The organism is Pseudoalteromonas sp. OOF1S-7 (genome assembly GCF_022347765.1).
In the GTDB taxonomy this organism is placed as follows: domain Bacteria; phylum Pseudomonadota; class Gammaproteobacteria; order Enterobacterales; family Alteromonadaceae; genus Pseudoalteromonas.
This window is the reverse complement of the sequence record NZ_JAKRFZ010000008.1, coordinates 140,382-164,971: the sequence shown is the minus strand read 5'-3', so window position 1 is coordinate 164,971 and position 24,590 is coordinate 140,382. Positions and strand designations below refer to the sequence as shown.

At 48.6% G+C, this 24,590-nt stretch carries 19 protein-coding genes; 9 read left to right on the top strand and 10 right to left on the bottom strand.

Translation table 11 applies throughout. The annotated features are described in order from the left end of the window. The first annotated feature begins 285 nt into the window (after positions 1-285). On the top strand, positions 286-2,502 hold the full coding sequence (locus MHN33_RS13405) for a TonB-dependent receptor (RefSeq protein ID WP_239398468.1): 2,217 nt from the start codon (positions 286-288) through the stop codon (positions 2,500-2,502). A 106-nt stretch (positions 2,503-2,608) separates the two neighbouring features. Here the strand turns inward: MHN33_RS13405 and MHN33_RS13400 are convergent, their stop codons facing one another. The 7 genes from MHN33_RS13400 to glk all read right to left on the bottom strand — a co-directional run bounded on the left by MHN33_RS13400 (position 2,609) and on the right by glk (position 12,204). Continuing rightward, positions 2,609-4,483: a S8 family serine peptidase gene (locus MHN33_RS13400; protein ID WP_239398467.1), complete on the bottom strand. Its 1,875-nt coding sequence runs from the start codon at positions 4,481-4,483 to the stop codon at positions 2,609-2,611. Positions 4,484-4,745: 262 nt separating this feature from the next. Continuing rightward, a complete protein-coding gene (locus tag MHN33_RS13395; protein WP_239398466.1) occupies positions 4,746-6,173 on the bottom strand; it encodes a TIGR00366 family protein in 1,428 nt (475 codons plus the stop codon). A gap of 206 nt (positions 6,174-6,379) precedes the next feature. Beyond that, positions 6,380-7,384, bottom strand: coding sequence for a type I glyceraldehyde-3-phosphate dehydrogenase (gap, locus tag MHN33_RS13390; protein ID WP_239398465.1), 1,005 nt, complete (start codon positions 7,382-7,384; stop codon positions 6,380-6,382). 17 nt (positions 7,385-7,401) lie between these two features. After that, the gene (locus MHN33_RS13385; protein ID WP_239398464.1) at positions 7,402-8,022 is read right to left on the bottom strand and encodes a bifunctional 4-hydroxy-2-oxoglutarate aldolase/2-dehydro-3-deoxy-phosphogluconate aldolase; all 621 of its coding nucleotides are present in this window, start codon (positions 8,020-8,022) and stop codon (positions 7,402-7,404) included. Between the two features lie 23 nt (positions 8,023-8,045). After that, positions 8,046-9,899 carry a phosphogluconate dehydratase gene (gene edd, locus MHN33_RS13380; protein WP_239398463.1) on the bottom strand — a complete coding sequence of 618 codons (1,854 nt, stop codon included), beginning with the start codon at positions 9,897-9,899 and terminating at the stop codon, positions 8,046-8,048. A 260-nt stretch (positions 9,900-10,159) separates the two neighbouring features. Continuing rightward, positions 10,160-11,173, bottom strand: a complete 1,014-nt coding sequence (locus MHN33_RS13375; protein WP_239398462.1) for a LacI family DNA-binding transcriptional regulator — start codon at positions 11,171-11,173, stop codon at positions 10,160-10,162. 14 nt (positions 11,174-11,187) lie between these two features. Further along, positions 11,188-12,204, bottom strand: a complete 1,017-nt coding sequence (gene glk, locus MHN33_RS13370) for a glucokinase (RefSeq protein WP_239398461.1) — start codon at positions 12,202-12,204, stop codon at positions 11,188-11,190. A 388-nt stretch (positions 12,205-12,592) separates the two neighbouring features. On the opposite strand from glk, the gene MHN33_RS13365 reads away from it, so the two are divergent. Beyond that, positions 12,593-13,615 (top strand): LacI family DNA-binding transcriptional regulator, encoded by a 1,023-nt coding sequence (locus MHN33_RS13365; RefSeq protein ID WP_239398460.1) that lies wholly within the window; start codon positions 12,593-12,595, stop codon positions 13,613-13,615. A 9-nt stretch (positions 13,616-13,624) separates the two neighbouring features. On the opposite strand, the gene MHN33_RS24040 is transcribed toward MHN33_RS13365, so the two are convergent. Beyond that, the gene (locus MHN33_RS24040; RefSeq protein ID WP_239398459.1) at positions 13,625-15,928 is read right to left on the bottom strand and encodes a methyl-accepting chemotaxis protein; all 2,304 of its coding nucleotides are present in this window, start codon (positions 15,926-15,928) and stop codon (positions 13,625-13,627) included. A gap of 98 nt (positions 15,929-16,026) precedes the next feature. Then, positions 16,027-16,953, bottom strand: a complete 927-nt coding sequence (locus MHN33_RS13355; protein ID WP_239398458.1) for an ABC transporter substrate-binding protein — start codon at positions 16,951-16,953, stop codon at positions 16,027-16,029. A gap of 197 nt (positions 16,954-17,150) precedes the next feature. On the opposite strand from MHN33_RS13355, the gene MHN33_RS13350 reads away from it, so the two are divergent. Next, the gene (locus MHN33_RS13350) at positions 17,151-17,345 is read left to right on the top strand and encodes a hypothetical protein (RefSeq protein ID WP_239398457.1); all 195 of its coding nucleotides are present in this window, start codon (positions 17,151-17,153) and stop codon (positions 17,343-17,345) included. A 36-nt stretch (positions 17,346-17,381) separates the two neighbouring features. Here the strand turns inward: MHN33_RS13350 and msrA are convergent, their stop codons facing one another. Next, the gene (msrA, locus tag MHN33_RS13345; protein ID WP_239398529.1) at positions 17,382-18,647 is read right to left on the bottom strand and encodes a peptide-methionine (S)-S-oxide reductase MsrA; all 1,266 of its coding nucleotides are present in this window, start codon (positions 18,645-18,647) and stop codon (positions 17,382-17,384) included. Between the two features lie 219 nt (positions 18,648-18,866). On the opposite strand from msrA, the gene MHN33_RS13340 reads away from it, so the two are divergent. The 6 genes from MHN33_RS13340 (at position 18,867) to pcp (ending at position 24,566) form a co-directional block, all read left to right on the top strand. Continuing rightward, complete coding sequence (locus tag MHN33_RS13340; protein ID WP_239398456.1) at positions 18,867-20,381, top strand: leucyl aminopeptidase; 1,515 nt, start codon at positions 18,867-18,869, stop codon at positions 20,379-20,381. 188 nt (positions 20,382-20,569) lie between these two features. Beyond that, on the top strand, positions 20,570-21,226 hold the full coding sequence (pxpB, locus tag MHN33_RS13335; protein WP_239398455.1) for a 5-oxoprolinase subunit PxpB: 657 nt from the start codon (positions 20,570-20,572) through the stop codon (positions 21,224-21,226). Further along, the gene (locus tag MHN33_RS13330; protein WP_239398454.1) at positions 21,220-22,155 is read left to right on the top strand and encodes a biotin-dependent carboxyltransferase family protein; all 936 of its coding nucleotides are present in this window, start codon (positions 21,220-21,222) and stop codon (positions 22,153-22,155) included. The genes pxpB and MHN33_RS13330 overlap by 7 nt, the downstream gene beginning before the upstream one ends. After that, entirely contained in the window at positions 22,152-22,895 is a 744-nt protein-coding gene (locus MHN33_RS13325) for a DUF969 domain-containing protein (protein ID WP_239398453.1), read from the top strand. The genes MHN33_RS13330 and MHN33_RS13325 overlap by 4 nt, the downstream gene beginning before the upstream one ends. Further along, positions 22,892-23,911 (top strand): DUF979 domain-containing protein, encoded by a 1,020-nt coding sequence (locus MHN33_RS13320; RefSeq protein ID WP_239398452.1) that lies wholly within the window; start codon positions 22,892-22,894, stop codon positions 23,909-23,911. The genes MHN33_RS13325 and MHN33_RS13320 overlap by 4 nt, the downstream gene beginning before the upstream one ends. After that, positions 23,904-24,566, top strand: a complete 663-nt coding sequence (gene pcp, locus MHN33_RS13315; RefSeq protein ID WP_239398451.1) for a pyroglutamyl-peptidase I — start codon at positions 23,904-23,906, stop codon at positions 24,564-24,566. Before MHN33_RS13320 ends, pcp begins: the two co-directional genes overlap by 8 nt. The last annotated feature ends 24 nt before the right edge of the window (positions 24,567-24,590 follow it).

Below are 24,590 nucleotides of genomic sequence, written 5' to 3'. Positions count from 1 at the left end.
CGCCAAAATAAAAAAATTAAACCATTTTTCATTGCAAAATTATTTCATTTCATTGTAGAATGCACGCCCAACCGAATAGCAGCTTTTGCTGACCTTTCATTGTTAAAATTCTTGTTAATAAAAGTCATGCAGTCCCCTTATGGTGATTGCTTTTTTGTGCGCGTCAATTTTATAAATGTCAAAAGTCAGCTCAGTGATAGCCATTCAACCAGGTTGGCGACTTCCCTCGCAGAAACCACCACACACGAGATTTAAAATTAACCGTTTCTAACTTGAGGAACATACATGAGCACCACAGCACGCAATCTAACTCCGATCGCAACCGCCATGGCCCTGGCAATGGCCGGCTTATCTTCAGCCCCTGTTCTGGCTGAAGAGGCACAAGCTGAGAAATCAAAAATCGAAGCCATCACGGTAACCGCGACCAAGCGTTCACAGGTTATTTATGAAGTACCGATCGCTATGAGTGCATTCTCAGGGGATGATCTGGATGCACAAGGTATCTCTGACATCACTGATGTGGGCAAATTTGTTCCAAACCTGAATATCACCGGCTTCTCAGCAGGTCACAACTCCTCTGCCAACCCGTTTATTCGCGGCATTGGTTTACAGGACCACCTGATCACCACAGATCCTGGCGTAAGCGTATATGTTGATGGTGTGTATCTGGGTCGCCAGGTTGGCCAAAACTGGAACCTGGCGAACATCGAGCGTATTGAAGTACTGCGTGGTCCGCAGGGTACGCTGTATGGCCGTAACTCAATCGGTGGCGCCATTAACATCATCACTAAGCAACCAGATCAGGAAGCAGTGACTAAGGTGAGCGCGGAGACAGGCACGCGTGGACGTGTTAAAGCCAGCATGTTTACCAACCAGGCCGTAACGGATGAACTGGCGTTTAACTTTAATATGGGCTTTAACCGCCGCGGTGGTTTAGGTGAATTCACTAACCTGCCCAATGCTGAGTACGATGTGGGTGAGAACCAGGAATTCCACGGCCGTGTATCTGTTAAATACACCCCTACTGATGACCTGCGCCTGGTACTGACGGCTGACGCCAACGATGGTGAAGGTGGTACTCGTCCGTTTACTGTGTTAATCGACGAGATGCCGGAAGGCCGTCTGTATAAAGCCGGCTTACGCAATGCGATGGTTGCCGCCGATCCATACGACAATGCGACCAGCAGTATCAACACTGCAACCGTTTCAAACAAAGCAAACGGACTCTCACTGACCGCTGAATACGACATCAACGCCGATTATGGTACTAAGTTCATCTTCAGTAAGCGCTCATCAGAATATAAAGCCGGTCTGGATGACGACGGCACCGCAGTAGCGCTTGATCACTATCCTGAGCGAGGCGAAGCAGATCAAACCTCTGTTGAGTTGCAACTGACAGGCTACCTGGGCCGCGCTGACTTTGTTACCGGTATTTACTGGTTTAACGAAGAAGGCAGCAACCGTCAGAGCCCGGACGAAGCCAGCTTTGATGGGGGTCCAACTAAACTGGAGCTGGATCAGGAAACGACCAGTCGCGCCGTATTCTTTAACCTGGGCTATGACCTGACAGATGACTTGCGCCTGAGTGGTGGTGTGCGTTACACAGAAGATGAAAAAACCGCATCGACGAATGTATTCGACCCTGTTGGTACCATTTATTCAAGCAAAGAATGGGATGAGATCTCATGGGAAGTAGCTGCCAATTATACCTTTGAGAATGGCCTTAACTGGTACGGTACGGTTCAGACTGGTTATCAGTCAGGTCAATACCCTGCCCGTCCTTACTTCCTGATCGGTCAGTTCTTTGGTGAAGGTGGTTTTGATAACCCTAATGCCGCAGCAGCTGTACGCGCAAATAATGCCTTCATGGCAAGCGAAAACATCAGTGCAATCAACTATGAAACGGGTTTCAAAGGCCAGCTGACTAACGACTTCAGCATGAGCGTGGCATTTTTCAATACTGAATATGAAGACTTGCCGTATCAGGTTAACGTAGTGACCGACTCTGGATTCGACACCAACAACCTGATCGTTGAACAAACGTCACGCGGTATCGAGTTTGAAAGCACCTACTACGTAACTGACCACTTTACTCTGCATTCAAGCTTCGGCTTTATGGATGTAGATGTGGAAGAGCAAAATGGCATCAAGCCGGTTGCACCTCTTACACCAGAGTGGACGGCCTCAATCAGCCCGTCTTATGAGTTTGAACTGGACAACAATGCAACGGTAAACACCCGTTTTGATATTTCATACCGTGACAGCATGTATGGTGAGCCAAGCTCAGATCCACGCAGAATGACGCAGATCGATGACCGTACTACAGTGAACTTTGATATTTCATACGCGCCGGCCAATGCAAACTGGGATATCTCATTGTATGGTCGCAACATCTTTGATGAGCGCTACGACGATGCACGTCTGAATACCGGTGACTATATCCTGGTAATCAAGAGCAATGATGCCAGCGAATTCGGTGTCCGCTATCGCGCAACATTCTAGGCTCGATAAGCCCTAAGATAACGGCTCAAAAAAGCAGCGCCTCACTTTGGTGAGCGCTGCTTTTTGTTTTTAAGCTATTTAAGTAATTTGATATCCTGTGCCAAATCTAAAGCGCTTTTTTCTTTGTGACTTTGTTCTTATGGCCCAGAATTCGGATAGACCAGCTTTGTAGCACACCCGCCTCACGGTTATTTTCAAGCTGATAGGCTTGGCCACCCACGTCTAAGTCGTATATTCCGAGCGCACGCGTTTCATTGCTCATATCTGTGATATGCAGCTTCCACTGCCCGATCCCGGCATTGGCTTTCTCGTCCCAGAATTTATAACTTAGCATCAGATGATCAGTGAAACCATTTTGACTTCCGGCAGCCTGTTCTGGCAAACCCAGATGCTGCCCAACCAGGTTATTAAACGGCGACATCAGAATGCTGCGAGTGCCACTGGGTGATTCCAGCTCGACTTTGAGGTCTGAAATGCGTGCGTGTCGTGCGTTTAAGCGGATCTGAACGCCTTCAATGAACAGATCATCCGTCACATTAATCGTGGCAGTTGTTGTCTGGCTGGCGTCATCAGCAATGGTCGCATTCACGGCTTCATTCAAGCCATACCAAGACGTTTTCACCAGCTCAGAGGGTAATTGCTCAATGGCATAGCGACGCACCAGCTCTGTCGCTTTGTCCACATCAATCAGACCAAAACCATAGTAAGGTGAGAAAGTGTGGCCTGCTGCATTGGTGCTCCAGCCTTCCAGGGCTGTAATGCCATTCACGTCAATATCGGCACGTGTTGGGTCCACTTTTGTCGCCGTACGCGCCAACAGGTGGCGAATGTCGCGGGGCGTCAGATCATGCTTTTGCTGCTGCGCAGCGGACAGTAGCAGCGCAATGGCACCTGATGTATTCGGTGCCGCAGAAGACGTACCATTCATACGCACGGTAAAATCATCCTGTCCACTGCAGTCATAATTTTCATCGATATTTTCCAGATACCAGGCACACGAAATACGCGTAGTTGCGTGGCCGGGCGTACCTCTGTCCAGCCCACCTGGTGCAGTCAAAAAGACGTTACTACCAACCGTTGAATAGCTTGACAACACACCATCCGCACTGAGCGCGCTCACTGTCAGGTTCCAGAAATTGGCCGGAGTATACAGCGAGTTGCCATTTGTCCAGGGCAAACCATAATTGTCATCAACCGGAAAACTATAACCAAAGAAAGCGAGCCCATTGTCTGTAAAATAGTGAACGCGCGAAACCTGATACGAGTTTCCGGCAGCTTGCACATAAACGGCTGTACGAGGATCCTGTTCTGTAGACAATGACACCGCTTCGTAAATCTTTTCCTGTTCCGGCTGACTAAACATCAGCACGTCTTTGCCCTGACTGTCTTTGATAGTTTTAGAAAAAGTATAAGGAAGGCTGACCGCCGGACTCATTCCATAACTTTTGTTAAAAATACGGATCCGATCTGTGGTTGAATTGTCCGAGACATCACCATCATCGCCATGACTTACTTTCCACTGCTCATGGCTTTCAAATGTCCCGCCAAAGTTAGTAAACGCGGTAACCTGAGCCATAGGTGCGACTCCGCGTACACCGATATTGTTTTGTACCGCAGCGATAATACCGGCTACCATAGTGCCGTGATCACCGCCAACACTGGGTTGTGGATCAATCAACGGATCATCAATGGTATTGGTGTCCAGATCCGCGTGTGCCATATCAACGCCCGAGTCCACAACGGCAACCAGCACATCCTGCCCTTTATGGCCCCAGATATGAGTTTGCCATAAATTTAAATCTATCCCAGATTGGGTATTATCCAGCGCACCGGAATTAAGTAAATTCCACTGCAACGCCAGCATGGGATCACCATTTGGGTCAAGCCAGCGATGCTGATAATCACGGTCTGTTGTTGCAGATGCACTCACACTGAGCAGTGCAGCGATAAGGCCAGCAAGGGGCTGTTTCTTTATTTTCATTATAAGTTCCTTTTTTGGGTTCAAACTATTTCTAGCATTCCGACTTTTCCATTGTCAAGAAAATAATTACCAAAAATTATCTGGAGATTAACATATAAAAGTAATTTTCAACCTGATACGCCAGATTGAAGCGATAAGATGCTACAGGAATCAAACGTATTGTTTAGCTTTGCAGAGAGTGTGGAGTGATGGCGGGGTCATCGAGTTCCCGAAAACCGAGAACGCTCGCAGAGCTGCGGCTCTGCGAGCTGAGTTATTTTAATTATGACTGGATGTGCGCAGTCGCCTCTACTTTTGGCTGGACATCTTCCCCGTAACCAAAAGTAACAGCCAGTACCAGTACCACAGATGCCGCCAGCATAAGTTTGCCGAACAACGGCAGACAGAACCTGAACCACAAGTGATAAGGCACACCTGCCATACCTATGATCCCCATCAGAACTGCATTGGTTGGAATGATCATATTCGAGAAACCATCACCAAACTGATAGGCAAGGACTGCAACCTGACGATACACACCAATGATGTCACCTACCGGGGCCATCAGCGGCATCGTGACATAAGCCTGACCACTGCCAGACGGAATAAACAGGTTGAGTAAGGTTTGCATAATGAACATGCCAACTGCTGCCAGTTCTGCGCCTAAATGCGACAAAGGTGATGACATCGCATAAACCAGCGTATGCAGTATTTGACCGTCTTCCATGATCAGTGCAATCCCTCTTGCCACACCAATCAAAATCGCGGTACTTGCGAGGTCTTTCACGCCTTCTATGAACTCATTAGCTGCGCGATCTGCGCCGATTTGGCCGACTAATGTCGTGAATATACCCCAGGAAATAAAGACCGCACCCAATTCATATAGATACCAGCCCTTTTGAGAAATGCCCCAGACCGCCGTTACAATTGCCGCGACCAGACCAAACAAGATCATTTGATGGCGCTTATTAAGCGCAGGGTAATTGGCCTCAGCTTCGCCTGCCAGCGGGCAAGGCAGGCCTTTGGTCAGGGATAACTCAGGGTTAGCCTGTACTTTTTTGGCGTAGCTCCATACATGATGAAAACCGATTAATACAAACGGAAGAAAGATTGCCAGACGTAATTCAATGCCTGAGTAAACCGGAATATCCGCGACCTTTTGTGCCACCATCACAGTGAAAGGGTTAAATGCCGATACGCCATAACCAATACCATATCCCGCAACAACCATGCCCACGGCAGTCATTGCATCCAGACGCATTGCTTTACACAGGCCCACCAGGATTAGAACAAAAGGAATATACTCGCCCGCTGTACCAATCGCGCCTGATGCCAGCGCAAAACAAAATACCACCATAAAAATCAGAATATTTGGCTTATGACCAAAACGCTCAAGTAAGCGGCCGATCAAGGCATCAATTGTGCCCGTGGCACGCGCAATGGCCAGTACACCACCGACAATAAAAACAAAGAAGATCACATCTTGTGCAGCAGCAAACGCACGCGGAATAGCAACCAGGAAGTCCATGGGCGTCAAGTGAGTTTGTGCCTCGGCAAGCGCATAGGTGCCGGGCACCACGGCCTGACGACCATTGTCGAGCGTTACCGTGTCGAAGAAACCTTGCGGGACCAGCCAGGTCGCAAGATAGGCCACCAGCATCATAGACAGTAGCAGGATGAGCGTATGGGGAACTTTAAACCCTTCTTTCATGTTATTTCTTTATCGTTAACTAAAATTGTGCGCAGTGTAATAAAAATTGACCCTATGGTGCAAACACCACGCGGCTAATAGCCGAACTTTGGCGTTAAAAAAGGTAAACACTCCAGTTTGTATGTAAGCAGTTTTAACAGGCATAAAAAAGCCCTGCTCAATGCAGGGCTAGTATGGCGCAAGAATACGTTGCTTACGAATTAAGCCTACAGAAAGCTACCTAGTACTTTTACCTGATCGAGCATGCGATTTGAGAAACCCCACTCGTTGTCGTACCAGGCCATGACTTTAACCAGTTTGCCATCCACTTTCGTCTGAGTGGCATCGAAGACAGACGATGCAGGGTGGTGATTAAAATCCACAGAAACCAGCGGCAAGGTGTTATATTCAAGAATACCCGCCATTGCGCCTTCTGCCGCACCTTTTAGGATCTCGTTTACTTCATCAGCAGACGTTTCACGCTTGGCAATAAAAGTCAGGTCAACCAACGAGACGTTTACCGTTGGTACACGGACCGCCATGCCATCCAATTTACCCGCAAGCTCTGGCAGTACCAGGCCCACAGCTTTCGCTGCGCCTGTTTTGGTTGGGATCATAGATTGTGTGGCACTGCGTGCACGATACAAGTCTTTGTGGTAAACATCACACAAGTTCTGGTCATTGGTATAGGCGTGAATGGTTGTCATACTGCCCTGCGCTATGCCGATGGTATCGTTCAGTGCTTTTGCAACAGGCGCCAAACAATTCGTTGTACAAGATGCGTTTGAAATAATATTGCAGTCCGCATTGAGCACTTCGCTGTTTACACCATGTACCACTGTGGCATCCATATCTGTACCAGGCGCAGATACGATGACTTTTTTCGCACCTGCTGTAATGTGTTTGCCCGCTGTTTCGCGTGATGTAAACAGGCCGGTACATTCAAGCACGATGTCTACATTCAGGTCACGCCAGGGTAATTGGGCAGGATCACGTTCCTGAGTAAGTGTGATCTCGTCTTCCCCGACAATCAGGGTATTGTCTTTTAGTTCAACTGGGAAATTAAAGCGTCCATGTACAGAGTCAAACTGTGTCAGGTGTGCGTTGGTTTGTGCAGGTGCCAAATCATTAATCGCAACAATCTTAATTTGGTCATTCTGACCTGATTCATACAATGCTCTGAGTACGTTTCGACCGATGCGGCCATAGCCATTAATTGCAATATTAATCATAACCCTATTCCCCTAAATTAGTTTACTTCACTTGCTTGTCGAGCAAGCGCTTCAATGGCTTGCCAGTCTTTGTTTGCGATAAGTGTTTTATCCAGCATCCAGGTTCCACCGACACAGATCACATTTTTAAGTGACAGATAATTCGGTGCTGTCGCGAGGCTTATCCCACCGGTTGGACAAAATGTTACTTGCGGTAAAGGACCCCCAATTGATTTCAGCATGGCCGTTCCACCCGCGGCTTCTGCCGGGAAAAACTTCAAAAACTTAAAGCCCTGTGCGGCCAGTTCCATCGCTTCACTCGGCGTTGCAGCCCCTGGTAAAAATGGAATGTCTGAACCTTTTGCCAGCGCCAATAATTCCGAACTCACCCCTGGGCTGACCATAAAGTCAGCGCCAGCTTCAACAGAAGCGTCGAATGAGGCTTTGTCAACGACGGTTCCGGTGCCTACATAGGCCTCAGGTACAGCTTCTTTCATCGCTTTCACCGCTTGTGCAGCAACCGGTGTGCGCAATGTCACTTCCAGTGCTCGCAGACCACCGCGGTAAAGCGCCTGTGCCAGTGGCACGGCATCTTCTAAGTCATCAATGACAATGACGGGTACTACCGGCGCCGCTGATAAAATTTCTTTAATGCTCATAATGTCCCCATTCCCAGTTGCTGTTATTCTTCTATGCCGAATGCGCTTGCACCTAAATCGGCGCTGCTGACAAGATTTCTGAAGCCGCTAAATAACTCACGGCCCGTACCAAAAGTTGGACCCACTTCAGTTAATTCGATTTCACGCTGTGCCAGTTCTTCATCGCTCACATGCAGAACCAATTCACCTTTGGGTGCATCAAGCGTGATCAGGTCACCCTCTCTCACTTTCGCTATCGGCCCGCCTTCAACGGCTTCTGGCGCTAGGTGGATAGCTGCTGGCACTTTACCCGACGCACCTGACATCCGGCCGTCGGTGACAATGGCCACTTTGAAGCCTTCGTCCTGCAAGCTCGCCATCACCGGTGTCAGTTTGTGTAGCTCAGGCATCCCTTTTGCCTTCGGACCTTGCTCTTTAAGTACGGCAATAAAGTCCTGGTTCAACTCGCCACGGGTATACGCTTCTTGCAATGCGGTTTGTGAACTGAACACTTTGGCAGGCGCCGATACCACTTGATGTTGCTCTGCAACCGCCGAAACCTTGATCACCGATTTACCCAAGTTACCGCTTAACAACTGCAAACCGCCCTGCTTGTTAAATGGATTGGATACCGGCCTGAGCACCTCATCGTCCAAAGAGTCTGCCGGGCAATCTACCCACTTCACTTTGCCAGGACCCGTACTGTCAGTCATGATAAGTGTCGGGTCTATATCCAGTACCGGCTCTTGGGTATACGCATCTAAGCCTTCACCGACAATGGTTTTGACATCATTGTGCAGGTAACCGGCATCACGCAGCTCTCGCATCAAGAAGCCCATACCGCCGGCGGCCTGGAAGTGGTTCACATCCGCTGAACCATTGGGATAAATACGTGTAAGTAATGGCACGACTTCAGACAAGTCTGCCATGTCTTTCCAGGTGATTTGAACACCAGCGGCCTTGGCCATCGCTACCAGATGGATGGCATGGTTAGTAGAGCCACCAGTTGCCAGCAAGCCAACCAAGCCGTTAATGACGGTTTTTTCGCTGACGACATCCGCCAGACTGTTGACCGGACCATCGCCCAACAGCTGCTTCAGCATGGTCTCAACCGCACTGGCTGTAAGGCCTTCACGTAATTCTGTGTATGGGTTGATAAATGAACTGCCCGGCAAATGCAGGCCCATGATTTCCATCAGCATCTGGTTTGAGTTGGCGGTACCATAGAAAGTACAGGTACCCGCACTGTGGTAAGACGCACTTTCTGCTTCCAGTAACTCTTCACGACTGACCAGCCCTTGTGCAAACTTCTGTCTGACACGTGCCTTTTCTTTGTTCGGAATGCCTGACTGCATAGGTCCGGCAGGCAGGAAGTAAATAGGAAGATGACCAAATGACAGCGCACCAATCAGTAATCCCGGGACGATTTTGTCGCATACGCCCAGACAGAACACACCATCAAACACATCGTGAGAGAGTGCAACCGCCGTCGACATTGCGATGACATCACGAGAAAACAAAGATAACTCCATACCATCTCGCCCTTGTGTGACACCGTCACACATAGCGGGTACGCCACCGGCCACCTGAGCGGTAGCATCGAACTTCTCAGCAATGGCTTTGATTTGATCTGGGTATTCTTTATAAGGCACATGGGCAGACAACATATCGTTGTAAGCATTGATGATAGCCAGATTAGGCTGTTCATCGGCTTTTAATCTGGCTTTGTCACTGCTCGAACAAGCCGCCATCACGTGTGCCAGGTTACCACAGCCTAGTCCGGCTCTGACGCGAGTTTGTTTTTTTGCTTGTTCTATGCGCTCAAGATAGGCCTGACGAGATTGCTGACTGCGGGTGATAACGCGTTGAGTGACTTCATGAATTCGAGGATGCAACATAATTCAACTCTCTGTTGTTAGAGGAAAAGGCTCAGTACAGCTCTCCCTGTACTGAGCAGCTTTGATTTACCCGTTCAAAGGTACGCTGTCAGGTTGTCTCTCACCCCAACCTGACACCGGTGTCACTATATTTACTCATGTTTCTGACACCGGTGTCAACCCTTACTTCAAATTTAGTCTAAATTTCATCAATGACCAAATAATGAACAAAAAAGCCCGACCAATAATGGCCGGGCTTTGGGCAAGTATAAAAATGGGATTTAGTGGTTTGCGGCTGTTGACTCACGGGTGATCAATCGTGCTTCAAGCACACGCTGAAAGACCTTTTCCTGCGGCTCTGAGATTTGTAAAATCAGCTGTTCTACCGCCTGACGGGTCATCTCTTCCACTGGCTGCGCAATGGTTGTCAGACCCGGCCAGATATGTCTGGCGATCGGTGCATTATCAAATCCAGCAATTGAAAGGTCCTGGGGTACTCGCAACTGGCGTTGTGTCGCCAGTTTCAGCACGGCCGCCGCCATGTAGTCATTTGATGCAAACACAGCAGACGGCCTCGGGGTCAAGTCTAATATCGCCCTGGCGCTATCTGCACCTGAGTGATAACTGAAATTACCCTCGGCAACGAGTCGATCTTGCAAAGGTATTTTATGCTGTTCAAGCGCCCGTTTATAGCCGTTGAAGCGGTTTTCAGTGGCACTGTGATCCGGGTGACCTTTGATAAATGCGATATCCGTATGTCCCAGTGTTATCAGGTGTTCCGTCAGTTCATAGGCGCCCTGTTCGTCGTTACTGCACACAGAAATAGACTCATCATCCTGAATAGCAGAAGCTACTAGAGCATAATTGATATTCTTCTTTTTAAGAAACTCAATTAATTCCCGTGAATCTGAAAAAGGTGGTGTCAGTACCAGGCCATCAAGGCGAGACGTTGTTAGTAATTGATCTATGTTGTCGATCAATGCTTCGCCTCTGAGTTCACAGGGGTGGATCAGTAAGTTGTAATTGTATTTATGACACGCTTCTAACGCACCGCTTTGCACCCGGGTGATATAGCTTTTACTCGGATTATCATATAGGCAGCCAATAATAAAGCTCTTATTTCGCGCCAGTCCCCTGGCAATCGGGTTTGGCCGATAATCGAGTTCTTTGAATACCTTGAGTACTTTCTCGCGGGTGGCCGGGCTGACATTAGGCTCATTATTTAAAACACGGGAAACCGTCTTTTTCGACACGCCCGCATACTGTGCGACGCTGTTAATGGTCACTTTCTTCATTACACTTGTCCTGACTATCGGGTACTCGCGCGCTCATGCAAGCACGCAGCCGCACCAATCAAAGGAATATTTTCCTGCACCACTAAGGTGACTGGGATCTGGCCTGCGTACTGGCTCATCGGGCCTTTGGTAACAAAACGTTCGGCAAACTGACTCGACTTGAGGCGTTCTGCCATTCGCGGCAATATACCACCACCGATAAACACACCACCTAAGGCACCAAATGATAAGGACAGATCGCCCGCCACGCTACCAATCCAGTCGCAAAAGTGATTTAAGGTAGCGTCACAAATGTCACACTCAGAAGCACGTTCACTGATCTGTGCCGCATTCAATCTTTCTGCTGTATGACCTTTTACTTTCGCCATAGCCTGGTACAAATGGGCCAAACCCCGGCCTGAAAACACTTCTTCAACAGAGACATGTGCTATGTCTTGCTTGAGTGCAGTCAGTAATTGCTGATCCAGCTCGGTGACTGCTGCCAGACTGATATGGCCGGCTTCACAGCTCATCACTGCACTGCCATTAATGTCTCTGGCCAGACAGGCTGCACCAAATCCTGTACCCGGCCCCATCACAGCAATATTGGCACCCGCCTGGGCCTGACCTGATTTAATTTCTATGTTTTGTTTTGGATCCAGGTAAGGTGCAGCATACGCAAAAGCAGCAAAATCATTGATTACGGCCAGTTCATTAAAACCGAATTGTTGTTTAATATCCTGACTATTGAACTGCCAGCCAAGATTAGTCAGATATACTTGCTGTGCTTTTACCGGGCCTGCAACGGCCAAACATGCCCTTGTTGGCTTGGCTATCGGGAGTTCGTTCAGGTAACGGCTGATGGCAGTTTCAAAAGAGGGGAATTCGGCGCTGGGATACGTAGACTGATGGCTAATAATAAACTGATTAGTGCTCGAATCGTAATGGGTTACGACAGCAAAGCGGGCGTTGGTGCCGCCAATATCGGCTACGACAATGGGCTCAAAAGCCTGGTTTTTGTCATACGAGCTATGAGGTGTTGTCTGGCTCATGTTGTTTTTCTCTTTTATCCGGGTGCACTGAGTGCACAACTTCCAAGGTAACTGGCTTGGGTGATGATGCCAAGGTTCAGCAATATAACTTTGCACGTGTTAGCTGAAAAAATGCTGTCCCCGGGGGGACAGCCAATACGTTTTGACAACAAAATGATAAAACAGTGACATTATGACACCGGTGTCAGATGGAGGCAATAAAAATTTTCTTTAGATCTTCACAGCATCTCCTAACTGCGCATTTTCGCAGCAACTCTTTTGGGTATCTGCCATATTTTAACTGTGAGGTCCGTCATGTATGTTGTCAGGGCAGCAACATACATATTGGACTTGCAAATTTTATTCATTCGCTGACAATAATCAGGTTATTACTCAGAACAAATACACTATGAAACCTAAAGGTAAAGCCACTTCTTTTGATATCGCCCACTTTGCGGGGGTGTCTCAGTCTACTGTGTCGCGTGCGTTGAGAAACAGCCCGCTGGTTAATGAAGAGACCCGTCGTCGAGTCTGGGAAGTGGCAAAGCAGCTTAATTATAAAGTCGATAAAAATGCCAGTAACCTGCGTACCCAGCAAAGTAGTACACTGGCGCTGCTACTGTTTGAAGACCCGACCGGGGACGAGTCTCAAATCAACCCCTTCTTCCTTAACATGCTGGGAAGCATCACCCGTGCCTGTGCAAAGCAAGGCTATGATCTGTTGGTTTCCTTTCAGTCGACCAGTCAGGACTGGCGCGCAGATTATGAAGACAGCCACCGCGCAGATGGCATTATTTTGCTTGGTTATGGTGATTACATGGACTATCAGTCTCGTCTTCAGCAACTACTCGCACAGGACACTAAGTTTGTTTGCTGGGGAGCAACAGTGGACGGACGCGAAGACCTGACGGTTAGCTGTGATAACTACGGCGGCGGCAAGCTGGCTGCTGAACACCTGTTACAGCAAAACCGCTCGCAGTATGTCTTTATCGGCGATGCATCGGATCACAGCCCGGAGTTCTTCGCACGCTTCAAAGGTTTTCGGGATACGCTGACGGCGCATGGCTGTGGCCTATCTGAGCGCCAAATCGCCAATGCGATATCAACAGAAGAATCGGGTTATCATGCCACTCGCTCTTTACTTGCAAACAATATTCAATTTGATGCGCTATTTGCCGCCAGTGATCTGATTGCCATTGGGGCCCTGAAGGCGCTTAAAGAGGCCGGTAAAGAAGTTCCCGGAGACGTTGCCGTTATTGGCTTCGACAATATCGCCGCTGCGAGCTTTATTTCCCCGGCACTGACCACGGTACAACAAAATACCACGCTGGCAGGCCAGATGCTGGTCAACAACCTGCTAAGTTTAATTAGAGGCGAAGCGGTAACAGATACCTTGTTACCGCCTAAACTGATTATGCGCAGATCCGCGTGACGGCCTAAGTTATAAAAGAAATTTACTGATCTGCTGCTTGAGCAGGTGCGCATCCTCATCCGCAGCAGACGCCATTGCGTTAACCTCTGTAATAATGGCGCAATTTGCCTGCGCCAGAGTAGTGATGTCTGATATTTGTTGGGTAACGTCTTTGGCCACTGCACTTTGCTCAGTAGCTGCTGTAGCCATTTGTTCATTGAAGGCCTCGATTTTGCAAATTTGCTCATTAATATGCTGTAAAGAGTCCCGCGTAGAATCCGTCGAGGATAGGTTGTTTTCTGTTAATGCATGCGCTTCCTGGATCGCTGACATCGCGTTTGCTGAGCCACTTTGCAGGCCTTGTATCATACGATTGATCTCTTCTGTCGATTGCTGTGTTCGCTGTGCCAAAGACCTGACTTCATCTGCCACAACCGAAAAACCTCTGCCCTGTTCACCTGCACGTGCGGCTTCAATCGCAGCATTCAATGCCAGTAAATTCGTTTGCTCCGCAATTGTCTGGATCACCTCCAGTACCTGACTGATATTATTAGATTGCTCCTGCAAAGTTGTCATTTGTTGCATTGTCAAATCCATCGCCTGCTCAAGGCTTCGGGACGACTGCATATTCTTGGCCACATTATTTTTACCTTGCTCTGATGCACTCACTGCATCATGACTCGCCTCACTGGTGTATTGCGCATTTTTCGCTACATCCTCTGAGGTAGCGGCCATTTGCTCCATTGCAGCAGCAATGTGTACAGTTAAATCCGTTTGTGTGTCACTTTTGTTCGTCAGCTCAGTGAAATTTGCTTGTAACTGTGCCATTTGACAGGACAATTTTTCAGCACTGCTGTTAACCTGATTTAAGGTATCGGCAAAAGTTTCGAACATCGAGTTCAATGCCCGTTCTACCTGCCCCATTTCGTCCTGGCTATTCGATTCATTAAACCGTTGGGTTAAATCCAATGAGGTGGCAACCTGGTTGATAAAGCGACTCATCTTTTGGATAGGCGTCGCGATAATATTACCCAGCATCCACGCGCAGAACAGCGCAATGACTATCAGTATGACTGTAATGATAGTTGCCATGGTTGTGATCTGGTTGGTAATTTCTTCCACATCCGCAAAGGCTTCAGACTGGTCCAGCTCGCTCAATAGCGCCCAGGTTTTGCCATTAATCTCAACTGATGTGTAAGCAGATGCCACGGCAACATCGCGATAGTCTTCAATGATAGCAAACCCGGACTGCCCGGACAGTGCAGCTTCTACTGCCTGAGTACGAACACTTTGCAAACCAACTGACGTATCAAACCTGTCTATCGCAGCAATAACCTCAGGATCAACCTTAGCTTTTGCCAGTACCTGTAGATAACCTGCTTTATCTTCCAGTAAAAAGCGACTCATGCTGCGCATTTTAAAATCACTGCCTACTAAATATGTTTCGCCCGACTCTCCGAGGCCTCGTGATTGCCAGTTTTGTTGATAAGTCAGAATATCATTGAGCCTGTCTATTGGCATTTGAAAGACCAGCACAGCAAGGGTATTTCCCTCATTAACTATCGGCGTCGCGACAAATGACGCAGCTGCATTGTATGAAGGCAAGTAAGGGGCGAAATCAACAAAAGCCACTTGTCCTGAAGAGAGCGTTCTGGCGGCCCTGAATACTTCTCCGAGTCCACTTTGTGCATATGGGCCTCGCAGCAGAGACGTTGCAAAGTCCAGTTCCTTGAATACGGAATACACAATATGGCCGCTTTGAGCGTCAACTATAAAAATATCGTAATAGCCGAATTGCTCTAAAAAAGCGTTGAAAAAGGGATGATGAAGACGATGAGCACTGTCATAGCGGCTACCATCTTGCAAACTGCGCAGGGCATTTTTGCTGCCCAATGGGTGAGTATTTTGCGCTATGTACTTGTCCTGCCAATATCTGGCTGGCGCATCCAATGCCCCCAACAGGTTCCGAGTGTCGGTCGGACTACCATTTCTTTGCGTAAATACCCGCCCAAACTCATCACGATAATAGCGGCTCAGCGCAGCCTCTTCCGGCATCGCGCCTGCTTGTTTAAAGCTATCGGTAAATTGGACTGCTGCATCACGGGTCGCCTCACTTTTTGCCAACGTCAGTAGCTGACCATTGATGAAGTCAAAATACGCCGTCAGTTGCTCTTTCTTTGCGTCTCTGAGCCCCACCAGGCGATGCTGGATCTGCATGGTCAGGGTACTGACCACGTCTTTTTGCGTTACAATGCCCACACTAAAGGACAAAATAATCAGCGCAATAGTTACCAGAGTAGAGACGCTAACAATAAGTTTTAATTTGATGCTCACAGCACCTCCAGCGTCATCCTGACTTATAAAATTGGCAGGTACTCAAAGCTTAGCTCAAGCTCAGCAATCATGTTGTTTTTTTTACTTATGCAGGGTTATTAAATGCAACTAACAAACCACTTTCGCCAATGCGTCTGATTATTTTCCAGCCAGTGCTTGGCCACCAGTGCCGGCGTGAAATTTTCCAAATTAACCATGGCCGCCAACTGTTCTAGTGTTGCACTGTCGACATCAAACTGGCGCAGGCCCTGGGCCAGACAAGCGTGCTGTTCAAAAAACTCAGTGCTGACGACTTTCTTTAACCAGCCTGATTTGGGGTTACCGCAATCAAACAGAAACTTGGGATTGACGCCCCAGCCGGGATCCGTTTCGCACTTTACATCAAAGTCTGGAAACTCAACAAATTCACCTGGGTACACTGCTCCAACCCAATTGGGTGTCCAGTTAAACATCAGGATCGGTTGCTTGATTTTGTGTGCTATCGCCAGCTTTTTCCATAACGCCTCCCCGCTTTCAACCTGCTCAACAACAAAGGGCAGCTGCAACGCTCTGATCCTGGCACGATCAGGCTTTTCCCAGGGGCCTGCTATATACACCCCTTTCCCTTGTGAACCCGGTCTTGAAAAGACACTGGCACACTGGAGCAATGCCTGCCAGTGAGGTAGCCCAGGGCAATGTTGTTTAACATACAGCGGATACCACCAATCTTCGCGGGTTTTCAATCCGTAATCACCAAGGTCAACAATCACCTGACTTTGCATCAGTTGCGTGTACTTGTCTGCCATGGTGCCTTCCCAGACTTCTACTTGCACATCTGCCATGCCAGCTTTGAGTAAAAACCACTGGCCGTCTGTTTTGGCCTCGATAAACTCGGTCTGATAACCCAGCTCTGTAAAGATATTCGCAACTATGTGGGAAAGCACTTGCTGACTGGTCCAGTCGTTGTAAAGGATTTGAATAGGCTGCATAGCTCGCAGTGGCTGTGACAGCAATAAGATCCAAACACAGAGTACGCGAAAGACCATAATGAGCACCTGCCAGAGGGTGAATATCTATCAGTATAGGTGCAATTTTTCACTCTCGTCAGTCTGTAACACAATATTTTGTGACACATTTGTTTACAACAAATGACACGTAAACAATTTTACAACAATTCACTCAATACACTAAAGTGTAACTGTTCATAATATGAACATGACAAACTCAACAAAGGAATATCAAAATGAAACTTAACCTGAACAAAAAGAACATCAAAAAACTGAGCACAGACAACGCAACCCTGGCATTGCACGCAACGCCGCAAGTCGCTGGTGGGCGTCCAAAAAGCTACTTCAACAACTGTGCACCAACAGAAAACCGCATCTGCTGGGAAGATTCTATTGGTAACTGCCCTATGACCATGGAAATTGGGTGCTAATCCTTTAGCAAACTCCCAATGTTAACGACAGGGTTTCTACTGACTTACCTGATAGCCCTGCCTGGGTTTAAACTCCAATACGGTCGCATTGATGCAGTAGCGATCGCTTCCACCCGGCCCTTCATTAACAAACACATGACCAAGATGAATTCCGGATGAGCTAGAGCGAATTTCCGTACGTTTCATCCCGTGGCTATTATCTTCATGATATGTAACACTGCCCGCTACCGGGTGTTTGAAAGACAGCCAGCCGGTACCCGAATTAAATCGGTCTTTGGTATCAAACAAAGCCTGCCCGCTAAGCTTATCTATAAATACGCCATCTCCGGTTTGTTTAAACAAGTCATATTGTTTACAAAACGGCCGATCTGTACCCTGTTCAAACGCGGTGGTATACGCATCACTGTCACCTAACTTGAATGCCCCCAGGGCCCGGTAAAACGCTTCACGATCCATGTATCCCTGAAAGCCGGCAACTTCCTGCCCGTTTTCCATGAATAAAATGGTCGGCGTCGCCCAGGTAGCAGACATAATGCCCAGTCCCTGTAACTGACTGGCACGGCGATAATGCAGCGGAATGCTGCCCTGATAGTCATTTACCACGTGTTGCTTAAACTTTTCACAGTAGGGACAGTACGGCGCATCAATCACAACCACGTGTTTGCCCGTTAACAACGCTTTATTATCAACCGGATGCTCTACCACATCAGCAAAAGTCACGCCGGTACTGTGATCCGGGCAATACCCGTTGGGGTTTTTTACCAAATAATTCTGGTGATATTCTTCTGCCCGTACAAAAGCAGTCAGTGGCTTAAGCACCGTTTGGATCTGGCCATAACCGGCTTGCGTCAGCAGCGTCTGATACTGTTCTTTTAATGCAACCGCCGTTGTTTCTTGCGTACCATCGGTAAACAGAATAATAGATCGATATTGCGTACCGACATCATTGCCCTGACGGTTTTTCTGAGTCGGATCATGACTTTCAAAATACGTTTTTAACAAAGACTCTGTCGACAGGCGGCTGGCATTGTAAGTTACGCGTACTACCTCTGCGTAGTTATTGGGATCGAAACGTCTGTTTGGTGCTGTAATCGCTTTATAACTGGCCTTAAACCCTCGGCCATCGGCGTAACCGGATTCAGCATCTATTACCCCGGGTAAAGCTTCGTAGCGTTTTTCCGCGCCCCAAAAACACCCAGATCCCAGTACCAGTGTTTTGATATGCGAACTGGCTTTGTCAGGTGCATTATTGGGCACAGCGGCATGGCTGGCGCTAGCAATTCCCAATATGCCTGTCAGCATTATCTTCAAAATGAGTCGTTTGTTCACTCCAGTTTCCTTTAATTTGAATGCTCTTGACTACAAAGACCGCACAAGCGCCGCCACACTTTCGCCGCTCAGTGAAAAATCCAGTCTGCCAGCACTTCAACTAGGATTCTGTGTCATTCAACGACATTTAATTAATTAATCTGCACGATTAAGGTAAAACGAAGCCCAAATTAGTTATTGAGGGTTTAATCAATGCCATTATCTACTCGCCTTTGCGCACTCAGCGTCGCTCTTTTCGGCTCAGCTTCAGCGCTGGCAGCCGACATCCAGTTCACCAGTAAATTAAACGAAAAAGCCGATGCTCTGGTTGTGTTTCAGGACAGTGAGCAAAGCAATGCATTTAAATTCCTTGACAGAGATACCCGTAAACAACTGACTAAGGCACTGGAAACTGAAAAATTTTCTGGTGATTACGGCAAGGTTGTCGAAGTACTGGCACCGGTCGATTCAAAACATCAGCGCATTCTTATCGTTGGTCTGGGCGAACGCGAAGAGCTGGACAGCGCCAAAATGGCTAAACTCGGTGGTAACCTGCACGCCAAATTGGAGAAAAAAGAAGCAGCGACAGTCAGTATTGCATTCCAAGGTGTAAATGGTCAGCTCAGCAACCACGAGCTTGCAGCTCACTATGCGCATGGTGCCAATCTGCGCGACCACACGTTTGAACTATATAAAAAAGAGCCTAACACACATAGTATGACGTACATGGTGAGTGTTGATGAGCAGCGTCAAACACAAGCCGAATACACTACTTTAAGCCACATTGAGCAGGGTGTATTCCTGGCTCGAGACTTGACCTCTGAAGTCCCGACGGAAATGACTCCCGTTGATTTTGCCAATGCTGCTAAACAACTAGAACAATACGGCGTTGAAGTCAAAATTCTAGAACCAGAACAACTTAAGTCACTTGGTATGAATGCGCTGGAAGGCGTCGGCCGTGGCAGTAAAGAAGGTGCACGTCTGGTTGTTGCACATTACAAAGGAAACAACGACACCCCTGTCGCACTGGTGGGTAAAGGGATCACCTTTGATTCTGGTGGTTATAGCATTAAAACTGGTAAGTCTATTGCCCGTATGAAATCAGATATGGCGGGTGCAGCTGCTGTGCTGGGCACGGTGAAAGCCATGGCTCTGGCTAAAGCGGATGTTAACGTTGTTGCAGTAATGGGTATGGCTGCCAATATGGTTTCTGAAAACTCGATTGCACCGGGTGATGTGCTGCGCACAGCAGAGGGCCTGAGTATTGAAATCCTCAATACAGATGCTGAAGGCCGCTTAGTGTTGAGTGACGCTATGTGGTACGCCCGCACCTATTATAAGCCAGAGGTGATGGTTGACTTGGCAACACTGACAGGTTCTAAGATCCGCGCAGTCGGCAATCGCTACGCTGCGGTATTCTCAGATGACGAACACCTGATCTCAGAATTTACGGTTGCCGGCAAAGCCGTAAACGAACCACTTTGGCGCCTGCCTTTGGGCTACGAAGATATGCTGAAATCTGACATCGCTGATCTTGCCAATGTGGGTTCTGGCGGTCCAGGCGCAACCACTGCTGCAACATTCCTGCAGCACTTTGCCGGTGAAACTCGCTGGGTTCATATTGATATTGCCGGTAACGCATTGGCTTCAAAAGGAAAAGGCGAAGTTTCTCCGGGCGGTACCGGATTCGGCGTGCGCCTGCTGAGTGAATGGTTGTTGAGCAACTAGTAACATCCCAACCAAACTGAGCCATGCAGCCATTGCATGGCTTTTTTTAAGCACTGTTGTTTGACAGCTGACAAGTTTGCCAAGACAGTTGATAATAAGCTTGCTATGCTTTGCCCGGGCGCACCCCTGTGCAAACAGACCCTGACTGGCCGCCTCATGTGATGACAATAAAATGAAAATAAGAAACCATGACTCAAGAACAGACTTATCTGCTTAGCGAGCAAGCGGTCGTACTCGATCTAAACTGCGCCCGACTCGATAACGTGCAACAGAATCGCCTGTTTGCCTTACATCGCCACCTCCAAAAACAGGCCGAATATATTGATATCGTGGTCGGAAAGACTTCCCTGACCCTGGTATTAAAGAACCCGGCACAATGCACCAGATGGCAGGACCAGCTTCTGCAGCTTTGGGACGAGCTCAGCGCTGAAGACTTTCATCCTGCTACTCACAGTATCCCTGTTATATACGGAAAAGAAGCGGGCCCGGATCTGGCACCATTGGCAGCGCAACTGGGCTTATCGCAACAAGACATCATTGAACTACATAGTTCGCCGACTTATCAGGTCAAGTTTCTGGGTTTCTTACCTGGTTTTGCCTACCTGGGTTGCGTGCCGGAGCAGCTTCAGGTTGCCCGTCTTGATTCGCCCAGAACCGTAGTACCGGCTGGCTCTGTGGCTATTGCTGAAGATTTAAGTGCGATTTATCCCAGTGCGTCTCCTGGAGGTTGGCGACTGCTGGGTAACACCACAACACAATTGTTCACCCCCCATAGCCAACCACCTTGCCTGCTTCAGCCTGGCGATAACGTCAAATTTGTACCGCAAAAGGAGGGCCTGTGCTAGAAGTCATTAAACCTGGCGTTCAGCTGTGTATTCAGGATTTGGGTCGGCACGGCCATCGTCATCTGGGCGTGTCTCAAAGTGGCGCGTTGGATCCCCTGGCAGTCAAAATTGCCAATACCCTGTTAAATAATGCGCTCGACACCGCGGTGCTTGAAATAACGGTCGGGCTCACTCAACTGCGATTTACCACCGCCACCAACTTTGCTTTAGCCGGGGGAGATCTCAACGCTCACCTTGACGATACCCCGCTGACACCGGGGTGGCGCTACTTCAGCGAACCGGGTCAGATACTCACCTTTGCCTCAAGTGCTGATGCATTGCGTGCCTATGTGAGTGTTGAAGGTGGCTTTGACCTGCAAAGCGTAATGGGCTCCTGCGCGACCGATCTTCAGGCAGGGTTTGGCGGTATCAATGGCTCAGCACTGGCCGCAGGGGATCTGCTGCACTACGCCAGCAGTCCTGAACGAAGCAGTGTGGGTGCCTTGCAACCAGGTTACCACAAACAGATGCGTATCCTGAGTGGCCCACATTGTACGCAATTGGGTAGTTCAGCAGCACATTTATTGTGTGCTCAACCGTGGCAGGTTTTGCCGGAAAGTAATCGAATGGGGGTACGATTAACAGGCCCGGACCTTTTCACCCATCAGCTTTCAATCAACTCTCAGGCCGTCTTGCCTGGAACCATTCAGCTGCCCCCAATTGGCTCGCCGATTGTTTTACTGAATGATTGTCAGACCACGGGGGGTTATCCGATAGTCGCTCAGGTCATCAAGGCAGATTTGCGCCATTTTGCTCAATTGAGTGCCGGTGATCAGATAAGCTTTATACAGACCACACCAGCCCAGGCACACCAGGAAACACAACAACAAAATTATCATATTAACCAATTGCGCATTGCGCTGGCACATCACGACAGGAGTATTTCGTGAGCGAACTTAATTTTTTACCCCTCAGTGGCATTCTGGTAGTGATCCTCGGATTTGCCTTGCGGTTTAATCCCCTACTGGTTGTCACCTGCGCAGGTATCGTAACTGGGTGGGCAGTCGATTTGAACTACCTTACTTTGCTGGAAACCTTTGGTGAAAAGTTTCTCAACTCCCGCCAGCTGGCCAGTTTTTTGTTACTCTTGCCCGTCATCGCTATTTTAGAGCGATATGGTTTGCAGCAACATGCCAAAAACTGGATAGCCAGTATCAAAGGCGCAACCACAGCAAGGATCCTGAGTGTCTATTTTGTGGTACGTGAATGCAGCGCAGCACTGGGGCTGATTAACCTGGCAGGCCAGGCGCAAACGGTGCGCCCTTTGCTGGCACCTATGGCACTCGGTGCAGCGAGCAACATACATGGCGACCTGCCCAAACCAGTTCAGGATATGATCAATGCACATGCCGCAGCGTGTGACAACATCGCCGTTTTCTTTGGTGAAGATATTTTCATTGCCTTTGGTGCGGTCCTGTTGATGGATGCCTTTTTAAGAGAAAACGGCATTGCCGGCATTGAGCCGCTTCATATTGGTCTGTGGGCGATCCCGACGGCCATTGCAGCGCTTCTTGTTCATCTGTTTCGGCTGGCCAGGCTGGAAGCCAAAATACGTGAACAGATTGCCCGACACGCTGAGCAACAAGACTCAAACACAGACAGCTCAGTTACCAGGGAGGAGCTGGCATGAGTGCGATTACAACGTCTGCTGCTGCGCAGCCTGCTCTTCTTTCGATAGGCAATATCTATTTGTTGATCGGCTTCGTGGTGTTATTTCTGGTCATTAAAACATTGCAGGACACACACCACCCTAAGCGCCTGACCACCGCCTTGTTTTGGGGCTTGTTTGGGTGCGTGTTTCTGTTTGGCGATTTATCTGTTTCTTATTTGGGAGAAAGCCTGACCTATCGCTGGGTGGGTGTCTGTGTCATCGCCATTGCCTTACTGGCCGGCATGGGCAAGGTCTCTATGGGCAGCTACGATGTGCCCAGTGATGAGGTGCAAACTGAGAGTGCCCGCAGGATCGGCAACAAGTTATTTATTCCCGCGGTGCTGATCCCAATAGTCACTGTGGTGTGCACTATCTTACTTAAAGATATTCAGCTTGGTGGCATGTTTGTGTTCGATCAAAGCCATGTAACTCTCGCTGCGCTGACACTGGCCTGTACTATCGCTTTGTTAGTCAGCTGGAAATTCACCGGTGGCAGCCCATTTCAGGCGCTGGGTGAATCACGCCGGCTGGTCGACTCTATGGGCTGGGCCGCAATCCTGCCACAAATGCTTGCAATGCTGGGCGGTGTTTTCATTGTATCCAATACTGGTACTGCCATTCAGGATCTTGTGACTTTATTTGTATCGCCCGACAATCGCTTTATGCTGGTTGTCATCTACTGTGTCGGTATGGCCTTGTTTACTATGGTCATGGGCAATGCTTTTGCTGCATTTCCTGTAATGACGGCAGGTATTGCAGTACCATTTCTGATTCAGGGTCACGGAGCGAGCCCTGCCCCCCTGGTAGCAATCGGTATGTATTCAGGGTATTGCGGCACATTAATGACCCCCATGGCCGCCAATTTCAATATAGTTCCCGCAGCCCTGTTAGATCTGAAAGACAAATATCAGGTTATCAGAGTGCAAATTCCGACAGCTTTATCGTTGTTGTTCATCAATATATTGCTCATGTATGGAGTCATCTTTAATGACTAAAGGAACACATAAAACCGTGTTGTTGACCGGCTTTGAGCCTTTCGGCGGCGAATCGATTAACCCTTCATGGCAGGCTGTCCATCAGCTCGACGGGTATCACATTGCAGGGCATACAATTCGGACCAAAGAACTCCCCTGTGAGTTTGACCACGCTTTGACACAACTTAACCGGGCCATCGACAAATATGCGCCGGCACTGGTTTTGTGCATAGGTCAGGCCGGGGGCCGTGCTGATATTTCTATCGAACGTGTTGCTATCAATATTAACGACGCCCGTATCCCGGACAATGCCGGTACCCAGCCGATAGATACACCGGTATTGGCCGGCGGCCCAGCAGCCTATTTTGCTGCACTACCCGTAAAACACATGCTGAATGACCTGCGTCAGGCCCAGATCCCGGCCAGCATTTCGAATACAGCCGGCACCTATGTTTGTAACCATGTAATGTACGGGCTACTTCATTATATCAGCGAAAATCAGCTCACTTGCCGTGGCGGCTTTATCCATATCCCCTACTTACCCGAGCAAGCTATGCACCATAGCGGTGCACCGAGTATGAGCGCCCTTCAGGTGATTGATGCACTTAAAGTGATGATTTCCTCTGCACTGACCCATGATACTGATCTACAGATCACCGCGGGCGCCACACACTAATCTTTTCGCCCTGTTTTGGTTCAT